Genomic DNA, 26,018 nt, shown 5'->3' on the forward strand with positions numbered 1-26,018 from the left:
AGCACTCGGCGTGCGAGCCGCTCCCGTCGCCAGTGTGCTGGCCTTCATGGGCTACGACATAGACAGCCCGCGTGAAGCGGGCAGCACACGACGCGACGTACTCGGCGTCGCCGCGGTCCTTGTGGCCGGCGGCGCCCTCACGGTGGCGGGACCCGCGCCGCACGCCGCCGCGGAAACGGAAACGGACGGCGGCTGCGGCCTCGGCTACGACGAGGAGTTCGAGGAAGCCCTCGCCGAGGCGGACGAGGCGGTCCCCGAGAACCGGGCGCTCGCCGCGGAGAAACCAAGGCGCAGGTTCGTTCTGCCGATCCGCCGGCGCTTCCGCGTCTCCGCCCGCTACGGGGTGCGCGGCAACTGGCTCGCCGGACACCACACCGGCATCGACCTCGCGGTCCCCACGGGAACCCCGGTGCACGCCGTCGGCGGCGGCACGGTGGTCCTGGCCCGCTGGTCGGGCGCGTACGGCAAAGCGGTCACCGTGCGGCTGCGGGACGGGCACTACGCCGTGTACGCGCACCTGTCGCGCATCTCCGTGCGCCAGGGGTCCCGCATCGGCACCGGCGACCGCATCGGCAGCAGCGGGTCCACGGGCCGGGCCACCGGCCCGCACCTCCACCTGGAGATCCGGGCCAGGCGCGGCTACGGAACGGACGTCAATCCGGTCAAATATCTCGCGCGGCGGGGCGCCCGGCTGCTGTGAGGCCGCACGCCTGCCCACGCTCGCCTAGCCCACGCTGGAGCGGCCCGCGACCGCGGTCGAGGTCGTCGTGGTGTGGGCCAGGCGCGCGGTCCGGGTGGGGACGTCGACCGTGTAGGTGTCCACGGTCATCGCCCGGCCGGAGACCTTCAGGACCATGAATCCCACGTCGGAGAAGTTCTGCCAGGCGGCGGGGTGGTCGAAGTGGGCGCGGCCGTCACCGGACTTGGCCGCGGCGCCGCAGACGATCTGCCGGGTGCCCGCCGTGCGGGTCGTGGGCTCCAGGATCTGCAGGGTGTGGTCGTGCCCGGACAGGATCAGGTCGGCGCGGCCGCACACCACCTGCTCGTACAGCTCCTTGAGGTGGATGCCCCGCGTGTAGTGGCCGATGAGGAAGCCGTCGTACGAACCGGCGCTGCCGTGCTTGCCGTTGTTCAGGTAGGGGTGGTGGCCGAGCACCACCTTCCAGCGGGCCCGGGACGCGGCGAGGGCGGAGTCCAGCCACTGGCGCTGGGCGCGCATGTAGGGGCCGTCCCACTGGTAGTGGCGCGAGGTCTGGGCGACGGTCGAGGCGACGGGGTTGGTGTCGAGGGCGAAGAACTCCACCACCGGGTCGCCGTCCCCCGGAGCCTCGGACGACGGCAGGGCGACGTTGTAGTAGCGGCTCGGCATGTACCAGCGCGGGGAAGTGGCCGCGTAGGAGACCTCGCGGTCCCCGCGCGAGGGGTCACCGCCGCTGCCGGGGATCAGGCCCGAGCAGTCGTGGTTGCCGAGGACCATGAGCCAGGGGACGTCGATGCCCGTGTTGGGCGTCTCGAACTTGTCCCGGAACTCGGAGTCGTGGTCGGACTCGGGCCCGTTCTCGTAGATGTTGTCGCCCAGGCCCACGGCGAGGGAGACCTCCTCCTCGCGGCACACCCGCCGGGCGGCCTCCGTCACGGCGAGCTGCTCCTCGCCACCGGTTCCCGCGTCCCCGGTCACCAGGACGGCGAACTCGCCCTTGTGGTTCGGCGCTTCGGGGAGAGGGAATTTCGCCGCGCCCCGGGTGGCCGCGCCCGGCGTCGCAGCGGCCTGCCCCGCGCCGAAGGGCAGCACGGCGAGGGCGGCCCCGGCGGCGGCCCCGCCGAGCAGGGCGCGCCGGTGCAGGGTGAGGGCCCCTGGACCCCACTTGTCGGTGAGGTTCCGGGCGAGCGGCGCGTCGTCCCGCAGCCACTGCTGCTCGGTCAAGTCCGCGCGGGGCGGCATCAGTTCGTCATCGCACATCAGAGCGTTCTCCCATACTGGCGCGGCCAACGGAAGACGATCAGACGAATTGCCGGTGGCGGCGCGGTCTCGAGCCGCTGACCGGCACCGTAAGGTCACCGGCACCCCGCACCGGACCGCCCTGGACCGCCGGGCCGAACTGACCGAGGGTGGTCAGGTCCCGCCCGCCACGGCCAAGGAGGCCCCCGCACATGCCCGACGAGCCCCCCGCTTCCCCCCTGGCCGGAACGAGGGTCGTGGACCTGTCCAAGATCCTCGCCGGCCCGTACGTCACCATGTCCCTCGCCGACCTGGGCGCGGACGTCATCAAGGTCGAGCACCCCCGGGGCGGCGACCCGACCCGCGCCTGGGGCCCGCCCTTCAACGGCCCCGACGCCACCTACTACCTGGCGGCCAACCGCAACAAGCGCTCGGTGACCCTGGACCTCAAGTCTCCCGAGGGACAGGAGGCCGTGCACCGGATGCTCGCCGACGCGGACGTGATGGTGGAGAACTTCCGCCCCGGCAGCTCCCTGGCCGACGTCTTCGACCACCGCGCGCTCAGCGAGCGCTACCCCCGCCTGGTGGTGCTCCACATCTCGGCGTTCGGCGACACCGGACCGCTGCGCGACGAGCCCGGCTACGACATGGTCGCCCAGGCGAGCGCCGGACTGATGTCACTCACCGGGGAGCCCGAAGGCCCGCCCGTCAAGGCCGGGTACGCGATGGGCGATCTCGGCGCCGCGCTCTTCGGCCTCATCGGCGTCACCTCGGCCCTCGTCGAGCGCGAGCGCACGGGACGCGGCCAGTACGTCACGACGTCCCTGTACGAGTCGCAGCTCGCCCTGCACATCAACTGGGCCACCGGCTACTTCGCCACCGGGGAACGGCCCACCCGCCTGGGCTCGGGCCACCCGAGCCTCGTCCCGTACCAGGCCTACGCCGCCTCCGACGGCTACTTCGTGATCGCCGTCGGCAGCGACGGACTCTTCCGCCGCCTGAGCGAGACACTCGGCCACCCGGAGTGGGCCGACGACCCGCGCTTCGCCACCAACCGCGCCCGCGTCACCCACCGCACGGCGCTCAACGCCAAGCTGGAGGCCGTCCTCGTCGACGACACGGTGTCCCACTGGTGCGGCCTGCTCAAGCAGCGCGGCGTTCCCGTGGCCCCCATCCGCACCCTCGACGAGGTCTACGACTGCCCGCAGACCGAGGCGCTCGGCATGGTCCAGAAGGTCGACCATCCCGACGTGGGCCCGCTCCAGCAGGTCGCCTTCCCGGTCAGCTTCCGCGGCGAGCGTCCCGCCGTACGCACCGCACCGCCCACGCTCGGCGCGCACACCAGAGAAGTGCTCGCCGAACTCGGGTACGACGAGGCGGAGATCGACCGCCTCAGCCGTTGAGCTTGTGCAGCGCGGCGCCCACCAGCGTCTGTACGCCCGGCAGCAGCACCGAGAGGTCCGGGGCGAACAGGGGACTGTGGTTGCCCGGCACCGCGGTGATCTTCTCGCCGAGTTCGTCGCCCGGGGCGGCGTGCCAGGCGGCCCGCGGTGTCGAGGACACGAACCAGAAGTCGTAGGGCACCCCGGTGGGCACGAGGAGCGAGAAGTCCTCGCTGCCCATCGCGGGCCCGAAGTCGAACACGCTCTGCGCGCCGAGCAGTTCGCGGTGCACGGCCGTGATCTCCGCGTCCAGTGCCGCGTCATTGACGGTGGCCGGGAAACCGGCGCCCAGGTTCACCTCGGGCGGCGTCGGGCACCCCGCGGCCTGGCATTCCCCTTCGACGATGCGGCGGACGGCGGCGAGCACCCGCTCGCGGACCTTCACGTCCTGCGTACGGAGGTTCAGGCCGAGCCGGGCCTCCGCGGGGATGATGTTGGGCCGCTGTCCCGCGTGGAACTGCCCCGTGGTCAGCACCACCGAGTCCGCCGCCGAGACCTCACGGGACACGACGGTCTGCAGCCGGGTGACGATGTACGCGGCCGTCACCACCGGATCGACGCTCGCCTCGGGCCGCGAGCCGTGGCCGCCGACCCCCGGCACCACGATGTGCAGGTCGTCGGCGGCCGACATGATCAGCCCGGGTGTGTGCGAGACGAACCCAGCGGGCCCGGGGGCGACATGCTGGCCGAAGACGGCGTCGGGGCGGGGGAAGCGTTCCTGGAGTCCGTCGGCGACCATGGCCCGCGCTCCGCCGCCCGCCTCCTCGGCGGGCTGCCCGATCACCACGAGGGTGCCCGACCAGGTGTCCCGTGCGGCCGCGAGTGCTTCGGCGGCGAACGTCAGCCAGGTGACGTGCATGTCGTGGCCGCAGGCGTGCATCACTCCGTCGACGGTGGAGGCGTACGCGAGTCCCGTGGTCTCGGTGACCGGCAGCGCGTCCATGTCGCCGCGCAGCCACACCACGGGGCCGTCGCCGTTCTCCAGGACGCCCACGACGCCGGTGCCGCCGACCCCGGTGGTCACCGCGTACCCGGCGGCGGCCAGTCGTCCGGCGAGGATCCCGGCCGTGCGGTGCTCCTGGAAGGAGAGCTCGGGATGGCGATGCAGGTCCTGGTACAGCTTCTCCAGATCCGGCGCCTTCAGCCCTGAGGTGAGGTCCAGGGCCAGACTCGCTGCGGCGGCTGCGGTGGGCATGCGGCTCCTTGCGTTCGAAGCGGTCGAGGTGATCGAAGCGACCGACGCATTCGAGGGACGGGATCACCCTTTCGGTCACCCTCGCACAGGGCGCGGCGCCTGGCAGCGGTCGCTCCGGAAGGTGCGGCAGAGTGCATAGTGCAAAAATCTGCCTATACCCCCGATAGGAGTGTGGTCAGCGTGTCCCGGAACCGCCGCCTGATCCTGGCCTCACCGGCCGAGGTCTGGAGTCTGCTGTCCGACGGCCGCCGGTACGGGGAATGGGTGACCGGAACCCAGGAGGTGCTCGCCGTGGACCCGCACTGGCCCGCGGTGGGCGCCCGCCTGAAGGTCCGGGTCGGCGTCGGCCCGCTGGTCCTCGACGACACCTGCGTCGTCCGCATCAGCGAACCGGAGAGCCGCCTGCAGCTGGAGGCGAAGGCGGGCCCCTTCGGCGCGGCCCGCATCGCCATGAACCTGGTCCCCTGGGGCGAACACACCCTCATGATCCTCGACTGGCACCCTCTCCGGGGCCCGGGCACCCGGATGCACGGGCTCCCCGTGGACTACGTGATCGGCATCCGCAACGGCATGATGCTGACGAAGCTGGCCAGGGTCGCGGTGGGCGAGCACGGCCGGAACGTCTGACGCTCAGCCAAGCGACTTCCAGAAGTCGTACTGATGGTCCTTGGCGAAGTCCACCGGGTGGATGCCGCCGGGGCCCGAGGCCAGGGACTGTGTGTTCGCAGCGGTGGGAGTGGTGGGTTTCCAGGGGGCCTCGCCGGTGCGGGCGAAGTCCGTCCAGATACGGATCATCGCGTCGGACAGGCCGTGCTGGGCCGCATCGAGCTCTTCGTAGTCGTCCAGCTCGAAGAGGTAGGGCAGCTCGAAGAGATGCCCGGCACCGGCCGGGAAGCCGGGCTTGGGATACATCGGGTCCGCGTACCAGGGGGTCTCCTTCTCCGCGAACTCGTAGGAGTACGTGGGGACATGGCGGGCGAGCGCACGACCGGTCTCGACGGCGGGCTTGGCGTAGAGGGCGTCGGTGAGGGCGGCGGCGAGCGCCAGGGCGGGGGAGTCGTCGTAGGCGTGGGCGGGGTAGCGCTCGGCGACGGTCGCGGCCTTCTCCTCGCCGAACTCCTCCTCCAGGCGCGCCCGGTAGTCGGCCGCGTCGATCGTCGCGTCCGGGTCGCCGGTGGCCTGCTTCTTGGCGAGCTCCATGCCGTAGACCATCGATCGCATCTCGTCGCGGTTGGTGCCCTGGAGGACCGGGACCTTGTTGAACCGGCCTGTGGCGAACGCCTCCTTGGGCGTCAGCGGCAGCAACTCGCCCCCGTAGACGGGGGAGTAGCGCGGGCCTTGGCCGAAGGGGTGGATCAGGTGCTCGACGGGCGCCTTGCGCCAGTCCTTCACGCCGGGCTTCTTCTCGATGGCGGCGGTTGTCTTCTCGCCCTGCCGCAACGCGTCCTCGCGGTCGGTCTTGCCGTCGGGGCCCGTGCAGGGGCCGCTCTGTGAGACGACCCGGTCGAAGAGGCCGGCCGAGGAGGGGGCGACCAGATGGGCGCAGGTGCTGTGCGACCCGGCGGACTCCCCGAAGAGGGTGACGTTGCCGGGATCGCCGCCGAAGGCGGAGGCGTTGTGCCGCACCCAGCGCAGGGCCGCCTGCTGGTCGAGGAAGCCGTAGTTGCCGGACTCGCCGCGCCGGGGGCCCTTCTCCAGACCGGGATGGGCCAGGTAACCCAGCGCCCCGAGGCGGTAGTTGACGGTCACGACGATCACGTCCCCCTGCGCGGCCAGCCGTTCGGCCCCGTGCATGGCACCCTCGCCGTCCGTGTGGTCACCGCCGTGCAGATAGACCATCACCGGGCGGGGGCGGATCGGTTCGGCGCGCGGGGTGGTGACGTTGAGGAAGAGGCAGTCCTCGTTGTCGGACTTGGGCCCCGCCGGCGGGACGAGGCCGGTCTGCGGGCAGCCGGAGCCCGGCTCGGTCGCGTCCTTGACGCCCTGCCACTTCCTCGCGGGCGCGGTGGGCGCCCAGCGTCGCTCACCGGTGGGCGGGGCGGCGTAGGGGATGCCCTGGAAGGTGCGCGCCTCGGCGGTGACGATGCCGCGTACGGCGCCCTTGTCGGTCCGCACCACCGAATGCTCTGTGCTGTTGCCGGAGTCGGCGGTCGCCGTGCAGGTCAGGGCGGCCACGGCGCCGATGGCGAGAGTGCCGGTGATCGCTGCGTGTGCTGTTCGCTTCAACATGTAGACGAGCGTATGGATTTGGGAACGCGGCGAGCAGCCGGACAGCCACCGGTCGCGGGGTGGTGCCAGCACCACCCGTGGGGCGCGGGAGTCAGGACGGCCGCGGTTGCCGAAGTCCCTGCAGGAGCAGCGCGATCATGCGCCGGGGGTCGTAGCGGTCGGGGTCGCTGTCGTGCCCGATGCAGAGGTTGCCGATGCCGCGCATGAGTTCGTAGGCGCGGGTGCCCGGCTCGATCTCGTCGGCGTCGGCCGCGGCCTGGAGCAGTTGCTCGCAGACGGGCACCAGGCGGTCGAGGAAGTACGTGTGCAGCGCCTCGAAGCCGCTGCTGTCCGACTGCAGCGCGTTGGCGAGCCCGTGCTTGGTGACCAGGAAGTCGACGAAGAGGTCCACCCATTGGTGGAGAGCGGCCAGCGGGGAATCGGCATCCGCAAGGAGGGCCGGGCCCGCCTCGGCGCACGCCTCGACCTGGTGGCGGTAGACGGCGACGACGAGATCGGACCGGGCCGGGAAGTGGCGGTAGATCGTCCCCACCCCGACGCCCGCCCTGGCCGCGATCTCGCGGATCGGCGCGTCGACGCCGGAGGTCACGAAGACGGCCGCCGCAGCGGCGAGCAGCGTCTGTTCGTTGCGCTGCGCGTCGGCCCGCTTGCTCCGGGGCGCGCTCCGGGCCGGCACCTCACCGGAGTTGCTTGCGGCGGGCATCACACTCTCCTTCCCGTGGTCCGGGGATCGTTGACAAAGCGGAACGCTGTTCCGTATCGTTCGAGCTGTAAGCGGAACGGCGTTCCGATTGCAGCATATCCGACGGCGGGCGCTTCTGGCCGTCTGCCTCCCCGCCTGCCCGCCTCCCTGACCGCCGACCCGTATGGGCCGCCACGGAGGCCACCGAAGGGAAACCCGCACCATGAGTGCATCGAATTCCACCACCGCCACCACCGCCACAGCCGCTACTGATGGCACCGCCGACATCCTCGGCTCGCCCAGCCCCGTCCTGTCCGTCAGCCCCGTGGTCCTTCCGGCCCCCGACCGGGCCGTGGACCTGGAGGTCCGGGTGTCCGCTCCGGTGACCGGGAGCGACCTGCCGGTCGTCCTCATCTCGCACGGCCAGGGCTTCTCGAACCACCTCTCCTCGCTGAACGGCTACGCCCCGCTCGCCAACTTCTGGGCGGCGCACGGCTTCGTCGTCATCCAGCCCACCCATCTGAGCTCGCGGACGCTGAACCTGGACCCCGACACCCCGGGTGCGCCCCTGTTCTGGCGCTCGCGTGCCGAGGACATGAAGCGCGTACTCGACCAGCTCGACGTCATCGAGTCCGCCGTCCCGCAGCTCCAAGGCCGCATCAACCGCGACAAGGTCGCCGTGGCCGGGCACTCGATGGGCGGGCACACCGCGAGCCTGCTCCTCGGCGCCCGGCTCACCGACCCGGAGGACGGGTCGGAGGTGGACCTGGCAGACCCGCGCATCAAGGCCGGCGTCCTGCTCGGCGCGCCCGGCAGGGGTGGTGACGCCCTCACCGACGAGGTGGCCAAGAGCTACCCCTTCTTCTCGACCACGGACTTCTCCCGCATGGCGACGCCGACGCTCGTGGTCGCGGGTGACAAGGACGAGTCCGCCCACCTGACGGTCGCGGGCGCGGACTGGCACGCCGATCCCTACACCCTCGCGCCGGGACCCAAGGCCCTGCTCACCCTGTTCGGGGCGGAGCACGGATTCGGCGGGATCTCCGGATACGACGTCGCCGAGACGACGGACGAGAACCCCGCACGCGTGACCGCGGTCCAACGCCTCACCTGCGCCTATCTCCGCAGCGAGCTCCGCCCCGGAGACTCCGCCTGGCAGAAGGCCAGCGAGGCGCTGGCGGCCGACCCCGAGCCGATCGGCCGCGTCGTGTCCAAGTGAGGCGTGGTCGCGGCCTCAGCGGACGACGTCGAAGACGTTCTTCTGCAGCCCGTTGGCGTAGGCCTCGTGCTCCACGAGCCGCAGCTTCTGGGTGTCCTTGTCCGAGTCGCTGAACAGGCGCTTGCCCGCGCCGAGCAGCAGCGGGAAGACGAGCAGGTGGTAGCGGTCGATCAGACCGGCGTCGGAGAGGTTCCGGTTCAGGGTGGCGCTGCCGTGCATGATGATCGGGCCACCCTCGGTCTTCTTCAGGGCGGCCACCTCGTCCAGCGAGCGCAGGATCGTGGTCTCGCCCCAGCCCGACACCAGGTCACTCTCGGCGAGGCTGGTGGAGACGACGTACTTCGGCATCTCCTTGTAGTCGGCGAACTCCTCCATGCCCGGCCACACGGGGCTGAACGCCTCATAGCTGACCCGGCCGAACAGCATCGCCGTGGCCTCCTGCTGCTCCCGGCCCTTGATCTCGTACGCCTCGGGGAGGAACTCCACGTCCTTGAAGGTCCACCCGGAGTTCCGGTATCCGGGCTCCCCGCCCGGCGCCTCCACGACGCCGTCGAGCGAGACGAAAGCGGTGCTGATCAACGTACGCATCTGAGGTTCTCCTGGAAGTCCGGTCGTGGTCGCCGCTTCATCATCGCGGTTACGGGGGTACTGACCGCGGCGCTCGCGAAAAGTAATCGGTCGCCCTCCGGAACCCGGGCCGACGGGCCTCCCACGCGTCCGAGTCCGCGCCCAGGGCAAGGGCAGGGCAAGGTCATTCCGGAGGGCGGAAAGGCGTTGTCCGCCTCTGCCTGCTCGTTCTACCCTGTCGCCGAGGCCAGCCCCCAGCCCCCGGACCGGCCCGACCGCTCGGCTCAGGCTCTGCCGCCGAGCGGCAGGCACGTCGGCAACTCAGGCTGCCGGGTCCGTACTTCCTTGCAGCGGACGCATGGACACCGGCTCGTCCCGCCGGCTGTCGCGTCAGGGGGCCACTCCCGCGGTCCCCGGGCGCCGGTCGGTGCGGACACCCGCTCCTGGGGTACCAGGGGGAGCCTGCCCCCAGGAGCGCCGCGGCCGCCGCCGCCGAAACCGGCGGCGGCCGCAGGCTCCGGCAGCACCACCCGCTGCCCGGAGCACACGCTCCATACCCGCCTCACATGGGCCGACACCCCCACGGCCGCACATCGCGGGGACAAGTGCGCGCCCGTTTTGGGGGAGTGGGCGGGGTGAAATGGTGAACACCGCTGCCGCCCCCGAGATGAGCAGCGGATACGGTGCTCTGGTGACTGATGGGGAGGGGACGGTGCCCGGGACCGCGCTGCTGATTGCGGCGGCGCCGGTCGGCAAGGCCCGTATGGTGGACGCGGCTTCCGTGCTGCCCGTGCTCGCCGCGGTGTCTCCGGCGGTGCTCGCCGGTACCGCGACCGCGAGCGTGGTGGAGCTGGCGGACCCGCTTGATCCGCAGACCGTGCTGACTCGGCTGCGTGCGGCCGCGATGGCGCCGGGGCCTTTGACGGTGTACCTGGTCGGGCAACTGCATCTCGATCGCCGGCAGCGACAGCAGCATGTCGCCCTGGCGCGGACCACGGCGGCGACGGTGCGCTACACCGGGTTCCCCTGGCACTGGATCGCCCAGGAGCTGCGGCTGCGCCCGCCCGGCAGCACGACTGTGGTCGCCGATCTGCATGCCGACGCCGACAGTTGGCAGCAATTGGCGCAGCGCCCCCTGGAGGTGGGTCCTGGCGTGGCGCTGTACGGGCGCGTCGCCCCGCCGCCGGGCCGGCGTGCCGTCGCGGTGCCCTCGTACATGAAGGCGCTGGCGACGGTCCTGCGCAGTGGGCACCGGCCGCCGCTGCCGGACCTGCATCAGCACGTCGCGGCCCAGACGGCGGAGGAGGGCCCGGCCGACGTCATGCTGCTCAGTGCCGACCCCGCCCTCGTGGCCTTCCCCGCCGGTGGCCCCGTCGGCATGCGCGACCGTGCGCCGGTGCCCGCCCAGCAGCAGGCGCCCACCTCCGAGACCTCTGACGCGCCGCGGGCGCCCGGTGCGGACCCGCACGCGGCGATCACCAAGGCCGTGGAGGCGGGACGGCACGGCGAGGCGGCGGCCATGGCCGCCGCCTGGGAGCAGGAGGCCCTGCGTACGTACGGGCCCTCCTCGCCCGAGGTGGTGCACTGGATGGAGGTCCGCGGACATCTGGCGATCTTCGCCAAGGACCCGGGCCGCAGCTGCGAGATCTGGCTCGCCGTGGTCACCGCCCGGCTCACCGCGGGCCAGGCCCCCGACGCCCCCGATGTCGAGGCCGCCGCGGACCTGGCCCACCACCAGTGGGAGCAGATCCGCGACCCGGAAACCGTCCGCGAACTCGGCCCGGCCCTGGTCGCGTTGCGGCGCCGCGTGCCGGGCCGTCAGCGCGGCACGGTGAACCTCGTCCAGCAACGCCTCGTGCAGTTCCACACGCAGGTCGGCTGAGGGCCGGACCGGTTCACCGCGTCAGCGGTCGAACCGGTCCCGGCACGTCAGCGCACGAGCCGGGACCGCACGCACGCCACGGTCTGCTACGCCGACGTGGCGGGCGCCCTCGTGCCGGTGGCCGAGGCGTCCTCGCTCGGGGCGCCAAACCACTTGGGGAGCAGGTCGAGCAGTTCCTGCTGGTCCTCACCGACCCACGCCACATGGCCGTCGGGCCGCAACAGCACGGCGGGCACGTCCAGTTCCTCGGTGACGTCGACGACGTGGTCGACCCGGTCGGCCCACCCGGCGACCGAGAGCCGGCCGGTCTGGTCGAGCAGCAGCCCCCGGCCTTCGTGCATCAGCCCGTAGAGATGCCCCTGCTTCAACTCCACGTCACGCAGGCGCCGTCCGAGGAGTTCATGGCCCTCCCCGAAGTCGTAGCTGACGTCGACCGCGGTGATCATCCCGGTCACGTACCGGTTCACCTCCTCGAAGTCCATCAGCTTGGCGAACAGCTCCCGCAGCGCCGTCGCACCCGGGTCGGACCCGAGCATCGCGATCTGCGCGCGGGTGTTGTCCAGGACGCGTGCGCCCACCGGGTGCCGTTCCTCGTGGTAGGTGTCGAGGAGTCCCTCCGGCGCCCAGCCGTCGACCGCCGCGGCCAGCTTCCAGCCGAGGTTGAACGCGTCCTGCACGCCGAGGTTGAGCCCTTGCCCGCCGGTCGGCGGGTGGATGTGTGCCGCGTCGCCCGCCAGCAGCACCCGGCCGACGCGGTAGCGCTCGGCCTGCCGGGTGGCGTCGCCGAACCGGGAGAGCCAACGCGGCGAGTGCACACCGAAGTCGGTGCCCGCGTGGGCCCGCAGCTGCTGCTTGAAGTCGTCGAGGGTCGGCTCGGCCGAGCGGTCCTCGGTCACCCCGTCGGCCGGGACGACGACGCGGTACACGCCGTTCTCGCCGGGGCTGAGACCGAACCGCAGCTGGGTCTTGTGGACTTCGGCGACGGCGGCGTCGATGGTCGCCTGATCCGCGGTCACCTCCATCTCGCCGAGGAGGGTCTCGACCGACGCGGGCACGCCGGGGAAATCGACGCCGAGCAGCTTGCGCACGGCGCTTCGGCCGCCGTCGCACCCGACGAGGTAGCGCGAGCGCAGGCGGGTGCCGTCCGCGAGTTCGGCACTCACCCCGTCCTCGTCCTGAGTGAGCCCTACGACCTCACAGCCGCGCCGGATGTCCGTGCCGAGTTCCACCGCGCGCTCATGGAGCAGCCGCTCGGTGACGGGCTGCGGGGTGGCCACCCCGTACGGGTGCGCCGTGTCCAGCTTCTCCGGCCACGGCTTGATGATGCCGCCGAACAATCCACCGACCTGGAACTTCTCGTTGACCGCGAGGAACCGGTCAAGGAGGCCACGCTGGTCCATGACCTCGACACTGCGCGCGTGCAGGCCCTGCCCGCGGGACTGCTGGGTGGGCTCCGCCGTCTTCTCCAGGACGACGGTGTGCACACCGTGCAGCCGAAGCTCGCTCGCCAGCATCAAACCGGTCGGTCCGCCGCCGACCACGATCACGTCAATCATCGTTCTCATTTCGCTGGGTTTCCGGCTGAGGCCGATGATTCTGCGCCACCACCGGGGCCTTGCCGCAAGGCCCCCCATGCGCTATATGTTGAGCATGGCAAGGAGTTCGGACACTCCTTGCCTTTGTCATGCGTGGCGCGCCGCGGCTTCCCAGGTGAACCCGTCCGGGTCGACGCCGAGGTCCTTGGCCAGGGCGCGGCGCCGGTACAGCGCCGGCTTGAAGTCGCCGGACGCGGCTTCGAACTCGGAGTCCAGGCGTAACGGAACTTCGTGGGCTGAGGAGGCGTTGGCAGGGTGACGCGTGGAATGCGCGCGGACGAGCTAACAGGTAGCCGAGGTGGCACGGATGGCGATGTGGGACCGGATCAAGGACCAGGCCAAGGGTCTGCAGCAGCAGTCGCAGGGGGGACGCAGCAGCTCCGGCGGTCACGGACGACCGGGTTCGGGGTCGGGGTCGGGCGGGTCCAAGGCGCAGCTCGTGGGCGTGCTCAAGTCCCAGCTGGCCTCCCTCAAGACGGAGCTCAAGAGCGGTTCCTACCGCGACGCGAGCATGGCCATGTGCGCCCTGGTCGCCGCCGCTGACGGCTCGGTCGACCCGGCCGAGCGCCGGCACGTGGAGTCGCTGATCCTGCAGAACGACGTCTTGAAGAACTTCCCGCCGGAGCAGCTCCAGCAGCGGTTCAACAAGCACGTCGACCAGCTGTCGTTCAACTTCCAGCAGGGCAAGACGGAGGTCATGCAGGAGATCGCCAAGGCGGCGAAGAAGCCGACGGAGGCCAAGGCGGTCGTACAGACCGGCTTCGTCGTCGCGGGCGCCGACGGGTACATCGCCCCGGCCGAGGAGCAGGTCCTGCGCGAGGCGTGCGCGGCCCTCGGCCTCTCCCCGCAGGAGTTCGGTCTCTGATCCGCGGGGCACACGCCAGGGCATACGCCAGAGCGCACGCCCGGTCGTGACGTGATCCGGGGTCCGCACCCACCCGCGGTGCGGACCCCGCGCGCCCTGCGAGAGGCCCTAGGAGTCCTCGTCCGGCCACTGCCAGCTCATGCCGTAGATGCCTTGCCGGCACTGCGCCGCGTACAGATGAGCCGCGCCGGAGGAGTCCACGGTCAGCGGGCGTACCTTGCGCTGCTGGGCGGAGGCGTTCTCCCGGTAGTAGGAGTGGCAGATCGCCGGCAGCCGCTCGTGCGGGAAGTGCACCTGGAGAAGGTAAGCGTCCTGGTTTCCGCGTATGCCCCGCTCGTGATGTGTCGTCGGGTGGCCCTGCGGCGCGGTGCGGATCTCGTAGTCGACGGTCGTGGTCTCGCCGAACGACAGCGGACGGCCGAAGCCGATCTGGAGCATCACTCCGCCCGAGACCGTGTCCTGCCGCATCGATTCCAACTGCCCGCAGTGGACGGTCGCTTCCGGCGGCCCGGCATCGGGATCGTCCAGAAAGTGCAGATTGATCAGCCGGTCGGGACCGTCGCAGACGGCGCGGACCAGGTGGTTGATGGTCAGTCGGCTGACGCAGCCCCGCCGGTCCAGGTGCAGGACCTCGCGGGTGAAGAGTATGGCGACCCCCTGGTTGAAGCGGGGGAAGGCGTCACCGAGTGCCTGTTCCTGCCGGGACGCGCGACCGTAGAGACGGCGCGTCGCGTGCTCGTCGACGCGTACGGCCGGACGGCGCCCGCGCGGACGCTGGGATCGCAGCAGACCGGAGAGTTCTCCGGGCGCCAGGTCGAGGATGCTCTCCAGCGCGACCACGGCGCGCAGTGAGTCCGAGCGCTCGGGGCGGGTGCGGTCGCGCTGCCAGTAGCTGAGGGTCGCGGGCGTGAGCCGGATGCCGCGGGCGGTGAGCCGCTCGCAGATCCGGTCCAGGGGGAGTCCGCGGCGGCGCACCGCCTCGCGCAGGGCCACGGCGAACGGAGCGGGGGAATCCGTCGAAAAGGCCGCCCCCGTACCGGATTCCGAGTCGTCCGACGTCAGCCCGGATGAGACCGTCACGAATTTCGCCTCCCGGCATGAAAGATGACGAGCCGCACCCCCGGAGCAGATGCACCTGCCCGATGAATGCCGTTGTGCGTCACCCCTGGGCATGACCGGACACGGGCGGCGACGGACAAAAGAATTCCCGGCCTGACGCCTCGCCTACCAAACCCCGCCGGACCGCGTACGTCAATATCCGTCACGCCGATTCGACGTCACGTATCGGCGTCGTCACGTATCGACCTCGGGGCGATCGGCAGCTCAGACGCGGTCAACTCCCGCCTCCCGGCGCCCTACTGCGCCCGCGGAGAGGGTTCCTCTTCCCCCGCTCCACCCCCGCGGGCACGCATTAAGTGTTTACCCCTTTCGCCTTAAGGGCCGGTGCCCCGCCATGCCTTGTGCGGCCACCCGAAGTGACGGGATGGTTTCGCCCAACGGCGCTGACCGGGAAATCCCGCGAACGGCGCCGATGGATGTTCGGTGCACCAATTGACCCCACCCCGGTGCGCCGAACGTCCATTTGCCACCCCCCACTTACCCTTGGAAGGCATTCCCATGGCGCATGTCCGGCATTACCTCCTCGCTGCCGCGGCAGCCGGGGCCCTGGTGGTCACGACCGGTGCCACCGGCGCGCACGCCGACGCGACCCCCACCCCGACGCCGCGCTACGAGCCGCAGATGATCGAGGCCCTGGCGGACACGCTCGGTGTCAGCGAGGCCGCCGCCGTACGACGCCTCGACGAACAGGCGGACCAGCAGCGCAGACTGGACCGGCTGCACCGGGACGGCGTCCGGACGGACGGCGCGTTCTTCGACGCGAAGGGCGAACTGACCGTGAACGTCGGCGCGTCCCGCGCGGCCGCGCAGGTGAAGGCCACCGGCCTGACCGCCCGCATACCGAGCCGGGGGGAGGCGGAGCTGAGACGCGTCACCTCCGCCCTCGACGACGCGGCGGCCGAGCGGGTCCCGAGCGGCATCACCTCCTGGGAGGCGGACCTGGCCTCCGACACGGTCAAGGTCACCGTGGCCGACTCCTCCACCCCGGCGGCGCGCGCCTTCCTCAAGGAGGCCCGCGAGTTCGGGGACGCCGTCCGGGTGGTCAAGGGCGGGCAGGAGCTGGAGCCGAAGGCGGCCGTCGCCCCGGGCAGCCGGATGAACATCAACAACCAGCCCGGTTCGTGGTGTTCGGTCGGCTTCGGCGCGCGCAACGCCGCGGGCCGGCAGTACCTCGTCACGGCGGGCCACTGTGTGGTCGGCAACCCGGGGCTCTACTTCAACGGCTCGAAGTTCGCGACCGGCTCCACGACGCGCTTCGCGCTCGGCCAGAACAGCGTCGACATGGGCCTGGCGACGATCCAGTCGGGCTCCTCGATCACCACGGCGGTCGGCACCTGGGGCAACGGCGCCTCGGTCCCGGTGCGCGGCAGCCAGCGCGCGGCGGTCGGCGCGTCCCTGTGCAAGTCGGGCTCGACGACGGGCTGGACGTGCGGGCGGGTCGGTGCGTACAACGTGAGCGTCACCTACACCGATCGCAACGGCGGTCCGGACACCGTGGTCAGCGGGCTCGGCCGGTCCACGGTGTGCGTGGAGGGCGGCGACAGCGGCGGCGCGTACATCGCGGGCAACCAGGCCCAGGGCATGACCTCGGGCGGCCCGACGAACCAGTCGTGCGGCGGGGTGAACGACCAGGGTTCCTCGTACTTCCAGCCGCTGGACGACACGCTGCGGTACTACGGCCTGACGCTCAACACGAACTGACTCCCCTGATCTCCCGCGCCTGAGGATCACGCATCCCCGGGAGAGCCGTCACGGCTCTCCCGGGGATTTCTGTGCGCTGCCGCCGACCGCCGCCGACCGGGGGGCCAAGTAGTGCCGCCGCTCTCTTGCAAGTTCGACACCTGACGACTAGTCATATGACTACTTGAAGCAAGGGTGTCCACACGTGGCGGCTCATGGCGGCTCACAGCGGCATGGAGCGGCTCAACTCCTTGGAGGGCACGTGAAGTTCTCCGTCATCTTCGAAGCGCAGCTCGCCGACCCCACCGTCGAGCGAGAGAATCAACTCCTTCACGACAGCGTCGAACAGGCCGTCCTGGCGGAGGAGATGGGGTTCGACCGCGTCTGGGCCGTCGAGCACCACTCCCTCAAGTGGTACGCCCACATGAGCGCCCCGGAGATCTTCCTGACCTGGGTCGCCGCGCGCACCAGCACCATCCGCATCGGCCACGGCGTGGTCTGCATGCCGTTCGCCTTCAACCACCCGGCGCGGGTGGCCGAACGCGCCGCCATGCTCGACCTGCTGTCCGGCGGGCGGCTCGACCTCGGGGCGGGGCGCGGCGGAACGCTCCAGGAGACCTCGCTGTGCGGCGTCGACAAGGAACGCACGACCCAGGAGGTCGAGGAGGCGCTGCAGATCATCGGCAAGGCCTGGGAGAGCGAGGAGCTCGAGCACCACGGCGCGCTGCTCGACATCGATCCGCACCCCATCCTGCCCCGGCCGCGACAGACCCCGCACCCTCCGCTCTTCCTCGCCTGCAGCAGGACCGAGACCTTGACGCAGGCCGCCGAACTCGGCATCGGCGCACTGGTGATGGGCTTCGCCGGACCCGAGTCGATCGCCGAGATGCGGGCGGCGTACGACACGGCGATCGCGAACCGCGGCGACGCGCGTTTCGTGTCCCGCGTCGTCAACGACCACTTCTCCGTGCTCTGTCCGACCATCGTGCTCGACGACCGCGAGACCGCCCGGCGAGTCGGCATCCGCGGTCAGCGGTTCTTCGCGCAGTCCATCGGGCACTGGTACGGCGGCGCCGGCATCCCCGACGAAGCCGTGGTCGAGGGGGCCGACGAGGCGGCGGCGATGCGGGAGGCCGCCGAGCAGGTCGTCGCGCGGCTGCACGAGCACGACATCCCGGTACGGCCCACCTCCACGGCCACCTTCAACGCCGACCACGCCTATGGAACCGCCGACGACGCCATCGCGTACGTGGAGCGGCTCCGTGACGCGGGCGCCGACGAGATCATGTGCCTCATCCAGATGGGCACCGTCCCGCAGGAGGCCTGCATGGAGACCCTGCGGCAGTGGGGCGAGAAGGTCATCCCCTACTTCCGTGCCCAGGAGGCCGGGTGATGGCGGCGAGCACGGACGGCGACCCCCTCGCACCCGGCTCGCGTCCGGTCCCCGCGCGTCCGCACTCCGCGCGTCCATACCCCGCGAGCACGGACGGTGATCGCCTCGCCCCGGCCGCACGGCCCCTCGTCGACGCGCTGAGCGCCGCCTTCCCCGACCTCGGCGGCGCCGTCACCGACGCGACCGAGGCCCGCCGCGTCCTTGCCGCGACGCCTTCCGCCGGGAAGGCCGCGCCGAGGGTGGGTGCCCTCGGGGACCGGAGCATCCCCGGCCCGGCGGGAGCTCCTGACCTGCCCGTACGCGTCTACCGCCCGCCGGGGCGGGCCCACCCGCGGCCCACCGTCGTCTTCTTCCACGGCGGTGGCTACACCCTCTGCGACCTGGACACCCACGACGCCACGGTCCGTACCCTCTGCGCGGAGTCCGGCGCCGTCGTGGTCTCCGTCGCCTACCGCCTCGCCCCCGAGCACCGCTTCCCCGCGGCCACCGAGGACGCGTACGCGGCCCTGTGCTGGGCCGCGGCCGAGACCGCGGCGGGCCGGCTCGGCGGCGATCCGGACGCCGTGGTGACGGCCGGGGACAGCGGCGGGGGCGGCCTCGCCACTGTCGCGGCCCTGATGGCGCGGGACCGGGCAGGGCCCGCCGTGGCGCTCCAGGTGCTGATCTACCCCATGCTCGACGCGGGGCAGGGCAGCGGTTCGTATACGACGAACGCGACCGGCTACTTCCTCACCGCCGCGCACCTGCGCTGGTTCTGGGAGCAGTACCTCGGCCCGGACGGTGACGGCACCCACCCCTACGCCTCTCCGCTGGGCGCGGACGTCACCGCGCTGCCGCCCGCGCACATCGTCACCGCGGGCTGCGATCCGCTGTGCGACGAGGGGGCCGCGTACGCGGTCAGGCTGCGTCTGGCGGGGGTCCCGGTGACACGGGGGCACCGTCCGGCGATGTTCCACGGGTTCCTGGGTTTCCCGCGGCTTCTGGACGATGCGCGGACCGCGGTGGCGGAAGTGGCAGAAGCAGTCGCCTCCACGGTGTCCGGCAGGAAAATCAGCGGTGATGTTGGGGGTGTCACAGGATAATTTCCCGAGCCTCCTCTTGTGGTGGGGAACCTCGCACACATACGGTGTTCTGACGCGAGGTTCTCCCGTGGAGGTTGACAAGTGACGGAAATTCTTGTGCAGAGGGTTACGGAAGGTGTGGTTCCTCCCGTGAGTGGGGGTGCCCCCATGGGAAGGGTCGTGGAGCACCCGGCTTGGCCGATGCTCAAGGAAGCCGTGGAAGAGATCCGCCCGTGGCAGTCCGCGGACGGCTCGATCGACTTCGACGCGGAGGGCGCCCCGGCGCGTTCCGTGGCGGAACTCGCCGTCGACCGCGTGATATCCGGGATCGAACAGCTCGCCCCGCTGCTTCCGCACGACGCCGCGTACCACCAGGCGCTCGGCGTGGACCTGCGGCGCTGGGCGGACGGCGGTTTCCAGGTGCCGGACTTCCTCGACTCGCTGCTCGCCTTCCAGCCCGCGGCGCACCGCGAGGACGGCCTGCAGCACCTCGTCGTCTTCCCCATGTACACGCAGAACGGCAACCCGGACCGCAACCTCGAAGCGGTCGTGCTGCGCATGGTCTGGCCGGACTGGCTGGCCGAGCTGGAGCGCACGCGCTACGACAACCCGCTGTTCTGCGGCATCACCTTCGAGGACTTCACCGCCGGGTACGACACGAACTCGGCCGTGCTCTTCCCGGAGACCATCGCCGTGCGCGAGGCCCCCGAGCGCTTCAGCTGGGGCGGCATCTTCTGTGACCGCGAGGCCGCCCGCTTCCGCCGCGTCACCGAGGCCTCCGTCGACATCCTCGGGCTCGAACTGCCCGACGACATCCGCGAGATGATCGGCGACCAGGACCGCTGCCAGCAGGCGTTCGTCCTGTGGGACATGGTCCACGACCGCACCCACAGCCACGGTGACCTGCCCTTCGACCCCTTCATGATCAAGCAGCGGCAGCCGTTCTGGATGTACGGCCTCGAGGAGCTGCGCTGCGACCTCACCGCCTTCAAGGAGGCCGTGAAGCTGGAGGCCGAGGGCGTCCCGCAGGCGCGTGACGTGCAGTACGCCGTCCTGTTCGACCGGATGTTCCGCTTCCCGGTCACCGGCGACCGCGTCAAGAACTACGACGGTCTCGGCGGCCAGCTGCTCTTCGCGTACCTCCACAAGCACGACGTCGTCCGCTGGACCGACAACAAGCTCAAGATCGACTGGGAGCGCGCGCCGCAGGTCACCAACCAGCTGTGCGCCGAGATCGAGGAGCTCTACCGCGCGGGCATCGACCGCCCGAAGCTGGTCCACTGGTTCGCCGCGTACGATCTGGTGTCCCAGTACCTGGCCCCGCACCCCGGATCGCGCTGGGCCAAGGGACCCGACGCCCTGGACACGCAGCTTCCGCCCCGGAAACTGGTCGACGACGTGCTTCCCGACGAGTTTCCGCTCAGCATGTTCTATGAGGCGCTCTCCAAGAAGCTCAAGCACGTGATCGCCGAAACCAAGGGGATCACCGCCGCGAGCGTCGAGCGGGTCGCCGCGTGAGCAACCGCACCAAGGAGGCGAGGACGATGTCCGCACTCGATGGAGCCGTGGTCGCGGTCGCGGGGGCAGCCGGTCCGGCGGGCCGTGCCACGCTGCTGAGGCTCGCGGAGGCAGGTGCCACGGTCGTGGCGTCCGACGCCGACGCGGCGCGCCTCGCGGAGGCCGTGGACGCCGCGCGGTACGCGCACGGCGGGGCCACCGTCATAGGCGACACCGTCGACCTGCTGGATCTCGGCGCGACCCGGGAGTGGGCCGCCCGCACCGAGAAGGAGTTCGGGCGGATCGACGGCCTGGTCCACCTCGTCGGCGGCTGGCGCGGCAGCAAGACGTTCACCGACGTGGACCTCGCCGACTGGGACTTCCTCCAGGACCTTCTGATCCGCACCGTCCAGCACACCTCGCTGGCCTTCCACGACGGGCTGCTGCGCAGCGCGCAGGGCCGCTATGTACTGATCAGCCAGTCCGGCGCGCACAAGCCGGTGGCCAACAACGCCGCGTACAACGCCGGCAAGGCGGCGGCCGAGGCGTGGACCCTGGCCATGGCCGACGCCTTCCGCAAGGCGGGGGGCGAGCAGGGGCCGTCGTCGGCGGCTGCGATCCTGGTGGTCAAGGCGTTGGTGCACGACGCGATGCGCGAAGAGCGGCCCAACGCGAAGTTCGCGGGCTTCACGGACGTCAAGGAGCTGGCCGAGGCCATCGCCGGAGTCTGGGAGCGACCCGCCGGAGAAGTGAACGGAACCCGCCTGTGGCTGACCGAGAAGCCGTGACCGCTCGCGACACCCGCGACAGAGAAGCCGTGAACCCTCCGAAGACCGACGCGCGCCGCCACCACGACCCGGACGTACGGGGATTCGCGAGCGACAACTACGCGGGCGCCCACCCGGAGGTGCTCGCCGCCATCGCCCTCGCCAACGGCGGTCACCAGATCGCGTACGGCGAGGACGACTACACGGCCAACCTCCAGCAGGTCATCCGCGGCCACTTCGGCCCCACGGCCGAGGCGTTCCCGGTCTTCAACGGCACCGGGGCCAACGTCGTCGCACTCCAGGCGATCACCGACCGCTGGGGCGCGGTGATCTGCGCCGAGTCCGCCCACATCAACGTGGACGAGGGCGGTGCTCCCGAGCGCATGGGCGGCCTGAAGCTGCTCACGGTGCCGACGCCCGACGGCAAGCTCACGCCCGAACTGATCGACAGGCAGGCTTTCGGCTGGGACGACGAGCACCGGGCGATGCCGCAGGTCGTCTCGATCGCGCAGAACACCGAACTGGGCACGCTCTACACGCCCGACGAGATCCGCGCCATCTGCGACCACGCGCACGCGCTCGGCATGAAGGTGCACCTCGACGGCTCGCGCATAGCCAACGCCGCCGCGGCTCTCGACGTCCCCATGCGGACGTTCACGAACGCGGTCGGCGTGGACATCCTGTCCCTGGGCGGCACGAAGAACGGCGCGCTCTTCGGGGAGGCCGTCGTCGTCATCAACCAGGATGCCGTCAGCCACATGAAGCACCTGCGCAAGCTGTCCATGCAGCTCGCCTCCAAGATGCGCTTCGTCTCGGTGCAGTTGGAGGCCCTGCTCGCCAAGGATCTCTGGCTGCGCAACGCCCGGCACGCCAACGAGATGGCGCAGCGCCTGGCCGAGGGGGTGCGCGCCGTCCACGGCGTGGAGATCCTCTACCCGGTGCAGGCCAACGCGGTCTTCGCACGCCTTCCGCACGACGTGAGCGAGCGGCTGCAGAAGCAGTACCGCTTCTACTTCTGGGACGAGGCGGCGGGGGACGTCCGCTGGATGTGCGCGTTCGACACGCGCGAGGAGGACGTGGACGGTTTCGTCGCGGCCCTCAAGGAGGAGATGGCGCGCTAGCCTCTCCATGCCGATACAGAACTGCATAGATATGCGATCGACCGCAAAAGCATTGACGCGCGGTCGGTCGCATTTCTATGCTCCCGTGCCATGCAGCTGATCCAGGAAAACCCTGACCTGTCGGCGTACTTGGCCGCCGACGACGTGGTCGACCACCACCACCCGCTGGTTCGCGAGACGGCGGCCGACCTTGCAAAGTCATCCGCCGACACGTACGAGTACGCCCGCGCCGCCTTCGAGTTCGTGCGCGACGCCATCCCGCACTCGCAGGACTCCGGCCGCATGGAGGTCACCTGGCGCGCCTCCGACGTCCTGCGGGAGCGCACCGGCATCTGTACCGCCAAGTCCCACGCCCTGGCCGCCCTGCTGCGTGCCGAGGACATCCCCACGGCGTTCTGCTACCAGCGGCTGCGGGACGAGAACACCAGCGGCTACTCCCTGCACGGCCTCGTCGCCGTACGCCTCGACGGCGCCTGGCACCGCCAGGACCCGCGCGGCAACCTGCCGCCCGGGGTCGACGCGCAGTTCTGTCTCGGCGAGGAACGGCTGGCCTGGCCCGTGGACCCGCAGTCCAATGAAGTGGACTATCCAGTCCTGTACGCTGAACCAAGCCCCGTGGCGCTCGGCGCGCTCAAGCAAGCCCGCGACCGGCCGCACCTCTGGCAGATCTACCCCTCAGAACTGTGACGCACGAACTGTGAGGCACGACGGACCATGACCATCGACCTGACCGTCTCCGACGAGGTCCGCGCCCTCGCGCCCGGCTTCACCCACGTCGCCATCGAGGCGCACGGACTCGTCAACGGACCCAGCACCGACGAGACATCGGCCCTCCTCGACGAGGCCGCGCGGCGTCTCGCCGGGCGGCTCGGCGACCGCGCCCCGCACGAGGACCCGCACATGGTGGCCTGGCGCGCGGCGTACACCGCCTTCGGCGCGAAGCCCTCCCGTACCCGCAACTCCGCCGAGGCGCTCGCCAAGCGCGCGCTCGCCGACGGCGGCCTGCCGCGGATCAACGCCCTCGTCGACATCTACAACGCGATCAGCGTCGCCCATCTGATCCCGGTCGGCGGCGAGGACCTGGACCACATCAAGGGCGGCATGCGGCTGCTGCGGGCCGACGGCACCGAGGACTTCGTCACCATGGCCGCGGGGGAGCAGGCGGTCGAGCACCCGGACGCGGGCGAGGTCGTCTGGTGCGACGACGAGGGCGTCACCTGCCGCCGCTGGAACTGGCGCCAGGGGCCCCGCACCCGCCTCACGGAGGAGTCGGTCAACGCCATCTTCCTGCTCGAGGGGATGGGGCCGGACTCCGGCGTCGAGGAAGCGGGCGCCGAACTGGCCGAGCTGCTCGCGAAGTTCAGCCCCGGCGCGCGGCTCACCGTCCACGCGCCGGAGCGGGCGTCCGAGCGCCCGGAGTAATCGATTCAGCTCGCCTCGGCGGCCTTCACCTCGGCCGGAGTCGGCGCGGTGCCGCCGAGGTGCGCCGGCATCCACCACGTGTCGTCCGGGCCCTTGGGACGCACGGGGTAGGCGCGCTGGGCGGATTCGAGGAGCTCCTGGCAGCGCTCGCGAAGGCGGCGGGTGATCGCGCCCGCGAACTGGTCCTTCGGCGCCTCGACCGGCTCACCGACACGGATCGTGATCGGGATGTGGCTGCGCCTGAAGTTGCGCGGCTGACCCTTGGTCCACAGCCGCTGCGTGCCCCACAGCGCCATCGGGATCAGCGGTACGCCGGCCTCCTGGGCCAGGCGCGCGGCGCCGGACTTGAAGGTCTTCAGCGTGAACGACGGAGAGATCGTCGCCTCGGGGAAGACGCCGATGATCTCCCCGGCGCGCAGCGAGTCGAGCGCGTGCTGATAGGCCGTCTCACCCTGCTTGCGGTCGACGGGGATGTGCTTCATCCCGCGCATCAGCGGACCGGAGATCTTGTGCCGGAACACCGACTCCTTGGCCATGAAGCGCACGAGACGCTTCTGCGGCAGGGCGGCCAGACCGTCGAAGATGAAGTCGAGATAGCTGATGTGATTGCTGACCAGCACCGCGCCGCCGGTGCGAGGGATGTTCTCCGACCCCTTGCAGTCGATCTTCAGGTCCCACGCCTTGAACAGCGTTTTGGCGGCACCGATGACCGGACGGTAGACAAGCTCTGCCATGGGAGGGGATGACCCTTCGTTTCTGCCTGGGGAGGGGGTTCCCGGCGGGAAGTTACGCAGCCGTAGGTTTTCGGCGTTGCGCAGATCGTGCCCCAAGAACGGACGGCTGACCACCCATCGTGCCCCGCAGGCGCGAGATTCTCGTCACGTCGGGAATGTTTCCGGGTGCCGGGACGCTGAAGTCGGGGACGGTTGGATCATGACGCAGGGGCGGGAGGCTGACGTGCGGATACGCGACGCGGGAGACCGGATCGCCCCGTCCGGACCGGGCACGTGGGCGGGGCACGAACTGGGGGAGCGCGCCACACTCGTGCAGTTCTCCAGCGCCTTCTGCCAGCCCTGCCGGGCGACCCGCCGCGTCCTCTCCGAGGTGGCCGAAATGGTCCCCGGCGTCGCCCACGTGGAGATCGACGCCGAGGCCGAACTCGATCTCGTACGGGAACTGCGCATCACCAGGACGCCGACCGTGCTGGTGCTCGACGCGAGCGGAGAAGTCGTGCTGCGCGCCAGCGGCCAGCCGCGCAGGGCCGATGTGATCGCCGGCATCGGCAAGGCCGTGTGAGAACGCGGGCACGGGGGAGGAGGGCCGTCAATGACCCGAGGACGTCTTTCACATCGCGGAACGGACTTGACTGCACCCCGCACCTATCGCCAGCCTGCTCCCATGCCTCCGGAGCTCCTTCTCTACGAGCGCGTCCACGTGGACCTCGCCCGTCATGCAAGTGCGCGCTGTCCGGGCTGCTGAGCAGCCACGGAACCGCTCGTACCTCCTGCAGAAGGACAATTCCATGACGGCCACGCCCGACCTCCGCACCCCCCAGCTCGCCTCCCCCGACCTCCTGCGCTCCGTCTTCCGGCAGCACGCGGCGGGGGTAGCGGTGATCACGGCCCAGGGCCCCTCCGGGCCCGTCGGCTTCACCGCCACCTCGCTCGTCTCGGTCTCGGCCGAGCCCCCGATGCTCTCGTTCGGCATCGGTACGGGGGCCTCGAGCTGGCCCGCGGTCTCCGAGGCCGAGCACGTCGGCGTCCACATACTCGGCGAGCACCAGCTCGACGTCGCCACGACCTTCGCGCGCAGCGGCGCCGACCGCTTCGGCGCGGACACGCGCTGGTACGAGGGGCCCGAGGGAGTCCCCGTGCTCGGCGGCACGCTGGCCTGGCTGGTGTGCAGGGTGGCGGCGCGGGTGCCCGCCGGAGACCACCGGATCGTCCTCGCGGAGGCGGTGGTGGGCGACCCCGCGGGGACCGGCCGGCCGCTGCTCTACCACCAGGGTCGCTTCAACGCTCTGCGCGACTGAGAGTTCCCGGACGGCCTTGCTGATGCCCGATTACAGAGCGTTGGGAAGGTCACAGTTCAAAGCGCTTGCTTAGTGGGAATGAAATGGGTGTACTGGCGAGTAATATTCTGGTGGGAGCGCGGGCCGCCCCGACCGGGATCCGCCTCTTCAGGCGCCTATGCTGCCTGCAAGAAGGCAGTGGCCAGAGCAAGGCAGCAGCCCAGTAAAGACGATGCAGTAGGAGAGCCGGCGTGAGCTTGAGGATCGTTGTCACCGTGAAGTACGTGCCTGACGCCACCGGCGACCGGCACTTCGCCGATGACCTGACCGTC

At 70.9% G+C, this 26,018-nt stretch carries 24 protein-coding genes and 2 pseudogenes; 17 read left to right on the plus strand and 9 right to left on the minus strand.

All coding sequences use genetic code 11. The features are described 5' to 3' along the window. Positions 1-10: 10 nt before the first annotated feature. The gene (locus tag ACWFRU_RS18695; protein ID WP_453688247.1) at positions 11-700 is read left to right on the plus strand and encodes a M23 family metallopeptidase; all 690 of its coding nucleotides are present in this window, start codon (positions 11-13) and stop codon (positions 698-700) included. Positions 701-724: 24 nt separating this feature from the next. On the opposite strand, the gene ACWFRU_RS18700 is transcribed toward ACWFRU_RS18695, so the two are convergent. Further along, a complete protein-coding gene (locus ACWFRU_RS18700; RefSeq protein ID WP_453688249.1) occupies positions 725-1,960 on the minus strand; it encodes a metallophosphoesterase in 1,236 nt (411 codons plus the stop codon). Between the two features lie 191 nt (positions 1,961-2,151). Between ACWFRU_RS18700 and ACWFRU_RS18705 the strand changes: the two genes are divergently transcribed. Beyond that, positions 2,152-3,342 (plus strand): CaiB/BaiF CoA transferase family protein, encoded by a 1,191-nt coding sequence (locus ACWFRU_RS18705; protein ID WP_453688251.1) that lies wholly within the window; start codon positions 2,152-2,154, stop codon positions 3,340-3,342. Here the strand turns inward: ACWFRU_RS18705 and ACWFRU_RS18710 are convergent. Beyond that, positions 3,332-4,576, minus strand: coding sequence for an amidohydrolase (locus ACWFRU_RS18710; protein ID WP_453688253.1), 1,245 nt, complete (start codon positions 4,574-4,576; stop codon positions 3,332-3,334). The genes ACWFRU_RS18705 and ACWFRU_RS18710 overlap by 11 nt on opposite strands. 180 nt (positions 4,577-4,756) lie before the next feature. Here ACWFRU_RS18710 and ACWFRU_RS18715 point away from each other — a divergent pair, with 180 nt between their 5' ends. Then, positions 4,757-5,203: an SRPBCC family protein gene (locus ACWFRU_RS18715; RefSeq protein ID WP_453688255.1), complete on the plus strand. Its 447-nt coding sequence runs from the start codon at positions 4,757-4,759 to the stop codon at positions 5,201-5,203. A gap of 3 nt (positions 5,204-5,206) precedes the next feature. On the opposite strand, the gene ACWFRU_RS18720 is transcribed toward ACWFRU_RS18715, so the two are convergent. Both ACWFRU_RS18720 and ACWFRU_RS18725 read right to left on the minus strand, forming a co-directional pair. Continuing rightward, positions 5,207-6,805 (minus strand): carboxylesterase/lipase family protein, encoded by a 1,599-nt coding sequence (locus ACWFRU_RS18720; RefSeq protein WP_453688257.1) that lies wholly within the window; start codon positions 6,803-6,805, stop codon positions 5,207-5,209. Between the two features lie 91 nt (positions 6,806-6,896). Next, the gene (locus ACWFRU_RS18725) at positions 6,897-7,508 is read right to left on the minus strand and encodes a TetR/AcrR family transcriptional regulator (RefSeq protein ID WP_453688259.1); all 612 of its coding nucleotides are present in this window, start codon (positions 7,506-7,508) and stop codon (positions 6,897-6,899) included. Between the two features lie 202 nt (positions 7,509-7,710). On the opposite strand from ACWFRU_RS18725, the gene ACWFRU_RS18730 reads away from it, so the two are divergent. After that, positions 7,711-8,706, plus strand: coding sequence for an alpha/beta hydrolase family protein (locus ACWFRU_RS18730; RefSeq protein WP_453688261.1), 996 nt, complete (start codon positions 7,711-7,713; stop codon positions 8,704-8,706). 15 nt (positions 8,707-8,721) lie between these two features. On the opposite strand, the gene ACWFRU_RS18735 is transcribed toward ACWFRU_RS18730, so the two are convergent. Further along, positions 8,722-9,294: a dihydrofolate reductase family protein gene (locus tag ACWFRU_RS18735; protein ID WP_453688263.1), complete on the minus strand. Its 573-nt coding sequence runs from the start codon at positions 9,292-9,294 to the stop codon at positions 8,722-8,724. Positions 9,295-9,985: 691 nt separating this feature from the next. On the opposite strand from ACWFRU_RS18735, the gene ACWFRU_RS18740 reads away from it, so the two are divergent. Beyond that, positions 9,986-11,155 (plus strand): hypothetical protein, encoded by a 1,170-nt coding sequence (locus ACWFRU_RS18740; RefSeq protein ID WP_453688309.1) that lies wholly within the window; start codon positions 9,986-9,988, stop codon positions 11,153-11,155. An 86-nt stretch (positions 11,156-11,241) separates the two neighbouring features. On the opposite strand, the gene rox is transcribed toward ACWFRU_RS18740, so the two are convergent. Both rox and ACWFRU_RS18750 read right to left on the minus strand, forming a co-directional pair. After that, on the minus strand, positions 11,242-12,711 hold the full coding sequence (gene rox, locus ACWFRU_RS18745; RefSeq protein WP_453688265.1) for a rifampin monooxygenase: 1,470 nt from the start codon (positions 12,709-12,711) through the stop codon (positions 11,242-11,244). A 126-nt stretch (positions 12,712-12,837) separates the two neighbouring features. After that, positions 12,838-12,942, minus strand: a pseudogene (locus ACWFRU_RS18750) (glyoxalase); the annotation flags it as partial. 115 nt (positions 12,943-13,057) lie between these two features. Between ACWFRU_RS18750 and ACWFRU_RS18755 the strand changes: the two are divergent. Then, a complete protein-coding gene (locus ACWFRU_RS18755; protein WP_365821897.1) occupies positions 13,058-13,615 on the plus strand; it encodes a tellurite resistance TerB family protein in 558 nt (185 codons plus the stop codon). Between the two features lie 108 nt (positions 13,616-13,723). Here ACWFRU_RS18755 and ACWFRU_RS18760 read toward each other — a convergent pair whose 3' ends face one another. Continuing rightward, entirely contained in the window at positions 13,724-14,695 is a 972-nt protein-coding gene (locus ACWFRU_RS18760; RefSeq protein ID WP_453688267.1) for an XRE family transcriptional regulator, read from the minus strand. 537 nt (positions 14,696-15,232) lie between these two features. Between ACWFRU_RS18760 and ACWFRU_RS18765 the strand changes: the two genes are divergently transcribed. The 8 genes from ACWFRU_RS18765 to ACWFRU_RS18800 all read left to right on the plus strand — a co-directional run bounded on the left by ACWFRU_RS18765 (position 15,233) and on the right by ACWFRU_RS18800 (position 23,675). Then, a complete protein-coding gene (locus ACWFRU_RS18765; protein WP_453688269.1) occupies positions 15,233-16,435 on the plus strand; it encodes a S1 family peptidase in 1,203 nt (400 codons plus the stop codon). A 241-nt stretch (positions 16,436-16,676) separates the two neighbouring features. Further along, positions 16,677-17,807: an LLM class flavin-dependent oxidoreductase gene (locus ACWFRU_RS18770; protein ID WP_453688271.1), complete on the plus strand. Its 1,131-nt coding sequence runs from the start codon at positions 16,677-16,679 to the stop codon at positions 17,805-17,807. Continuing rightward, positions 17,807-18,889: an alpha/beta hydrolase fold domain-containing protein gene (locus ACWFRU_RS18775; RefSeq protein WP_453688273.1), complete on the plus strand. Its 1,083-nt coding sequence runs from the start codon at positions 17,807-17,809 to the stop codon at positions 18,887-18,889. Before ACWFRU_RS18770 ends, ACWFRU_RS18775 begins: the two co-directional genes overlap by 1 nt. Before the next feature lie 81 nt (positions 18,890-18,970). After that, the gene (locus ACWFRU_RS18780; protein ID WP_453688275.1) at positions 18,971-20,386 is read left to right on the plus strand and encodes a DUF6421 family protein; all 1,416 of its coding nucleotides are present in this window, start codon (positions 18,971-18,973) and stop codon (positions 20,384-20,386) included. A gap of 26 nt (positions 20,387-20,412) precedes the next feature. Continuing rightward, positions 20,413-21,153, plus strand: coding sequence for an SDR family NAD(P)-dependent oxidoreductase (locus ACWFRU_RS18785; RefSeq protein WP_453688277.1), 741 nt, complete (start codon positions 20,413-20,415; stop codon positions 21,151-21,153). Between the two features lie 29 nt (positions 21,154-21,182). Then, positions 21,183-22,253 (plus strand): threonine aldolase family protein, encoded by a 1,071-nt coding sequence (locus tag ACWFRU_RS18790; protein WP_453688279.1) that lies wholly within the window; start codon positions 21,183-21,185, stop codon positions 22,251-22,253. Between the two features lie 90 nt (positions 22,254-22,343). After that, positions 22,344-22,940, plus strand: coding sequence for a transglutaminase-like domain-containing protein (locus tag ACWFRU_RS18795; protein ID WP_453688281.1), 597 nt, complete (start codon positions 22,344-22,346; stop codon positions 22,938-22,940). Between the two features lie 27 nt (positions 22,941-22,967). Beyond that, positions 22,968-23,675, plus strand: coding sequence for a B3/B4 domain-containing protein (locus ACWFRU_RS18800; RefSeq protein ID WP_453688283.1), 708 nt, complete (start codon positions 22,968-22,970; stop codon positions 23,673-23,675). A 5-nt stretch (positions 23,676-23,680) separates the two neighbouring features. Here ACWFRU_RS18800 and ACWFRU_RS18805 read toward each other — a convergent pair whose 3' ends face one another. Next, positions 23,681-24,409 carry a lysophospholipid acyltransferase family protein gene (locus tag ACWFRU_RS18805; protein ID WP_453688285.1) on the minus strand — a complete coding sequence of 243 codons (729 nt, stop codon included), beginning with the start codon at positions 24,407-24,409 and terminating at the stop codon, positions 23,681-23,683. Between the two features lie 199 nt (positions 24,410-24,608). On the opposite strand from ACWFRU_RS18805, the gene ACWFRU_RS18810 reads away from it, so the two are divergent. The 3 genes and pseudogenes from ACWFRU_RS18810 to ACWFRU_RS18820 all read left to right on the plus strand — a co-directional run. Further along, positions 24,609-24,971, plus strand: coding sequence for a thioredoxin family protein (locus tag ACWFRU_RS18810; protein WP_453688287.1), 363 nt, complete (start codon positions 24,609-24,611; stop codon positions 24,969-24,971). Between the two features lie 226 nt (positions 24,972-25,197). Then, positions 25,198-25,707, plus strand: coding sequence for a flavin reductase family protein (locus tag ACWFRU_RS18815; RefSeq protein ID WP_453688289.1), 510 nt, complete (start codon positions 25,198-25,200; stop codon positions 25,705-25,707). 230 nt (positions 25,708-25,937) lie between these two features. Then, positions 25,938-26,018: pseudogene (locus ACWFRU_RS18820) on the plus strand (electron transfer flavoprotein subunit beta); the annotation flags it as partial.

This window comes from Streptomyces sp. NPDC055099 (assembly GCF_053607685.1).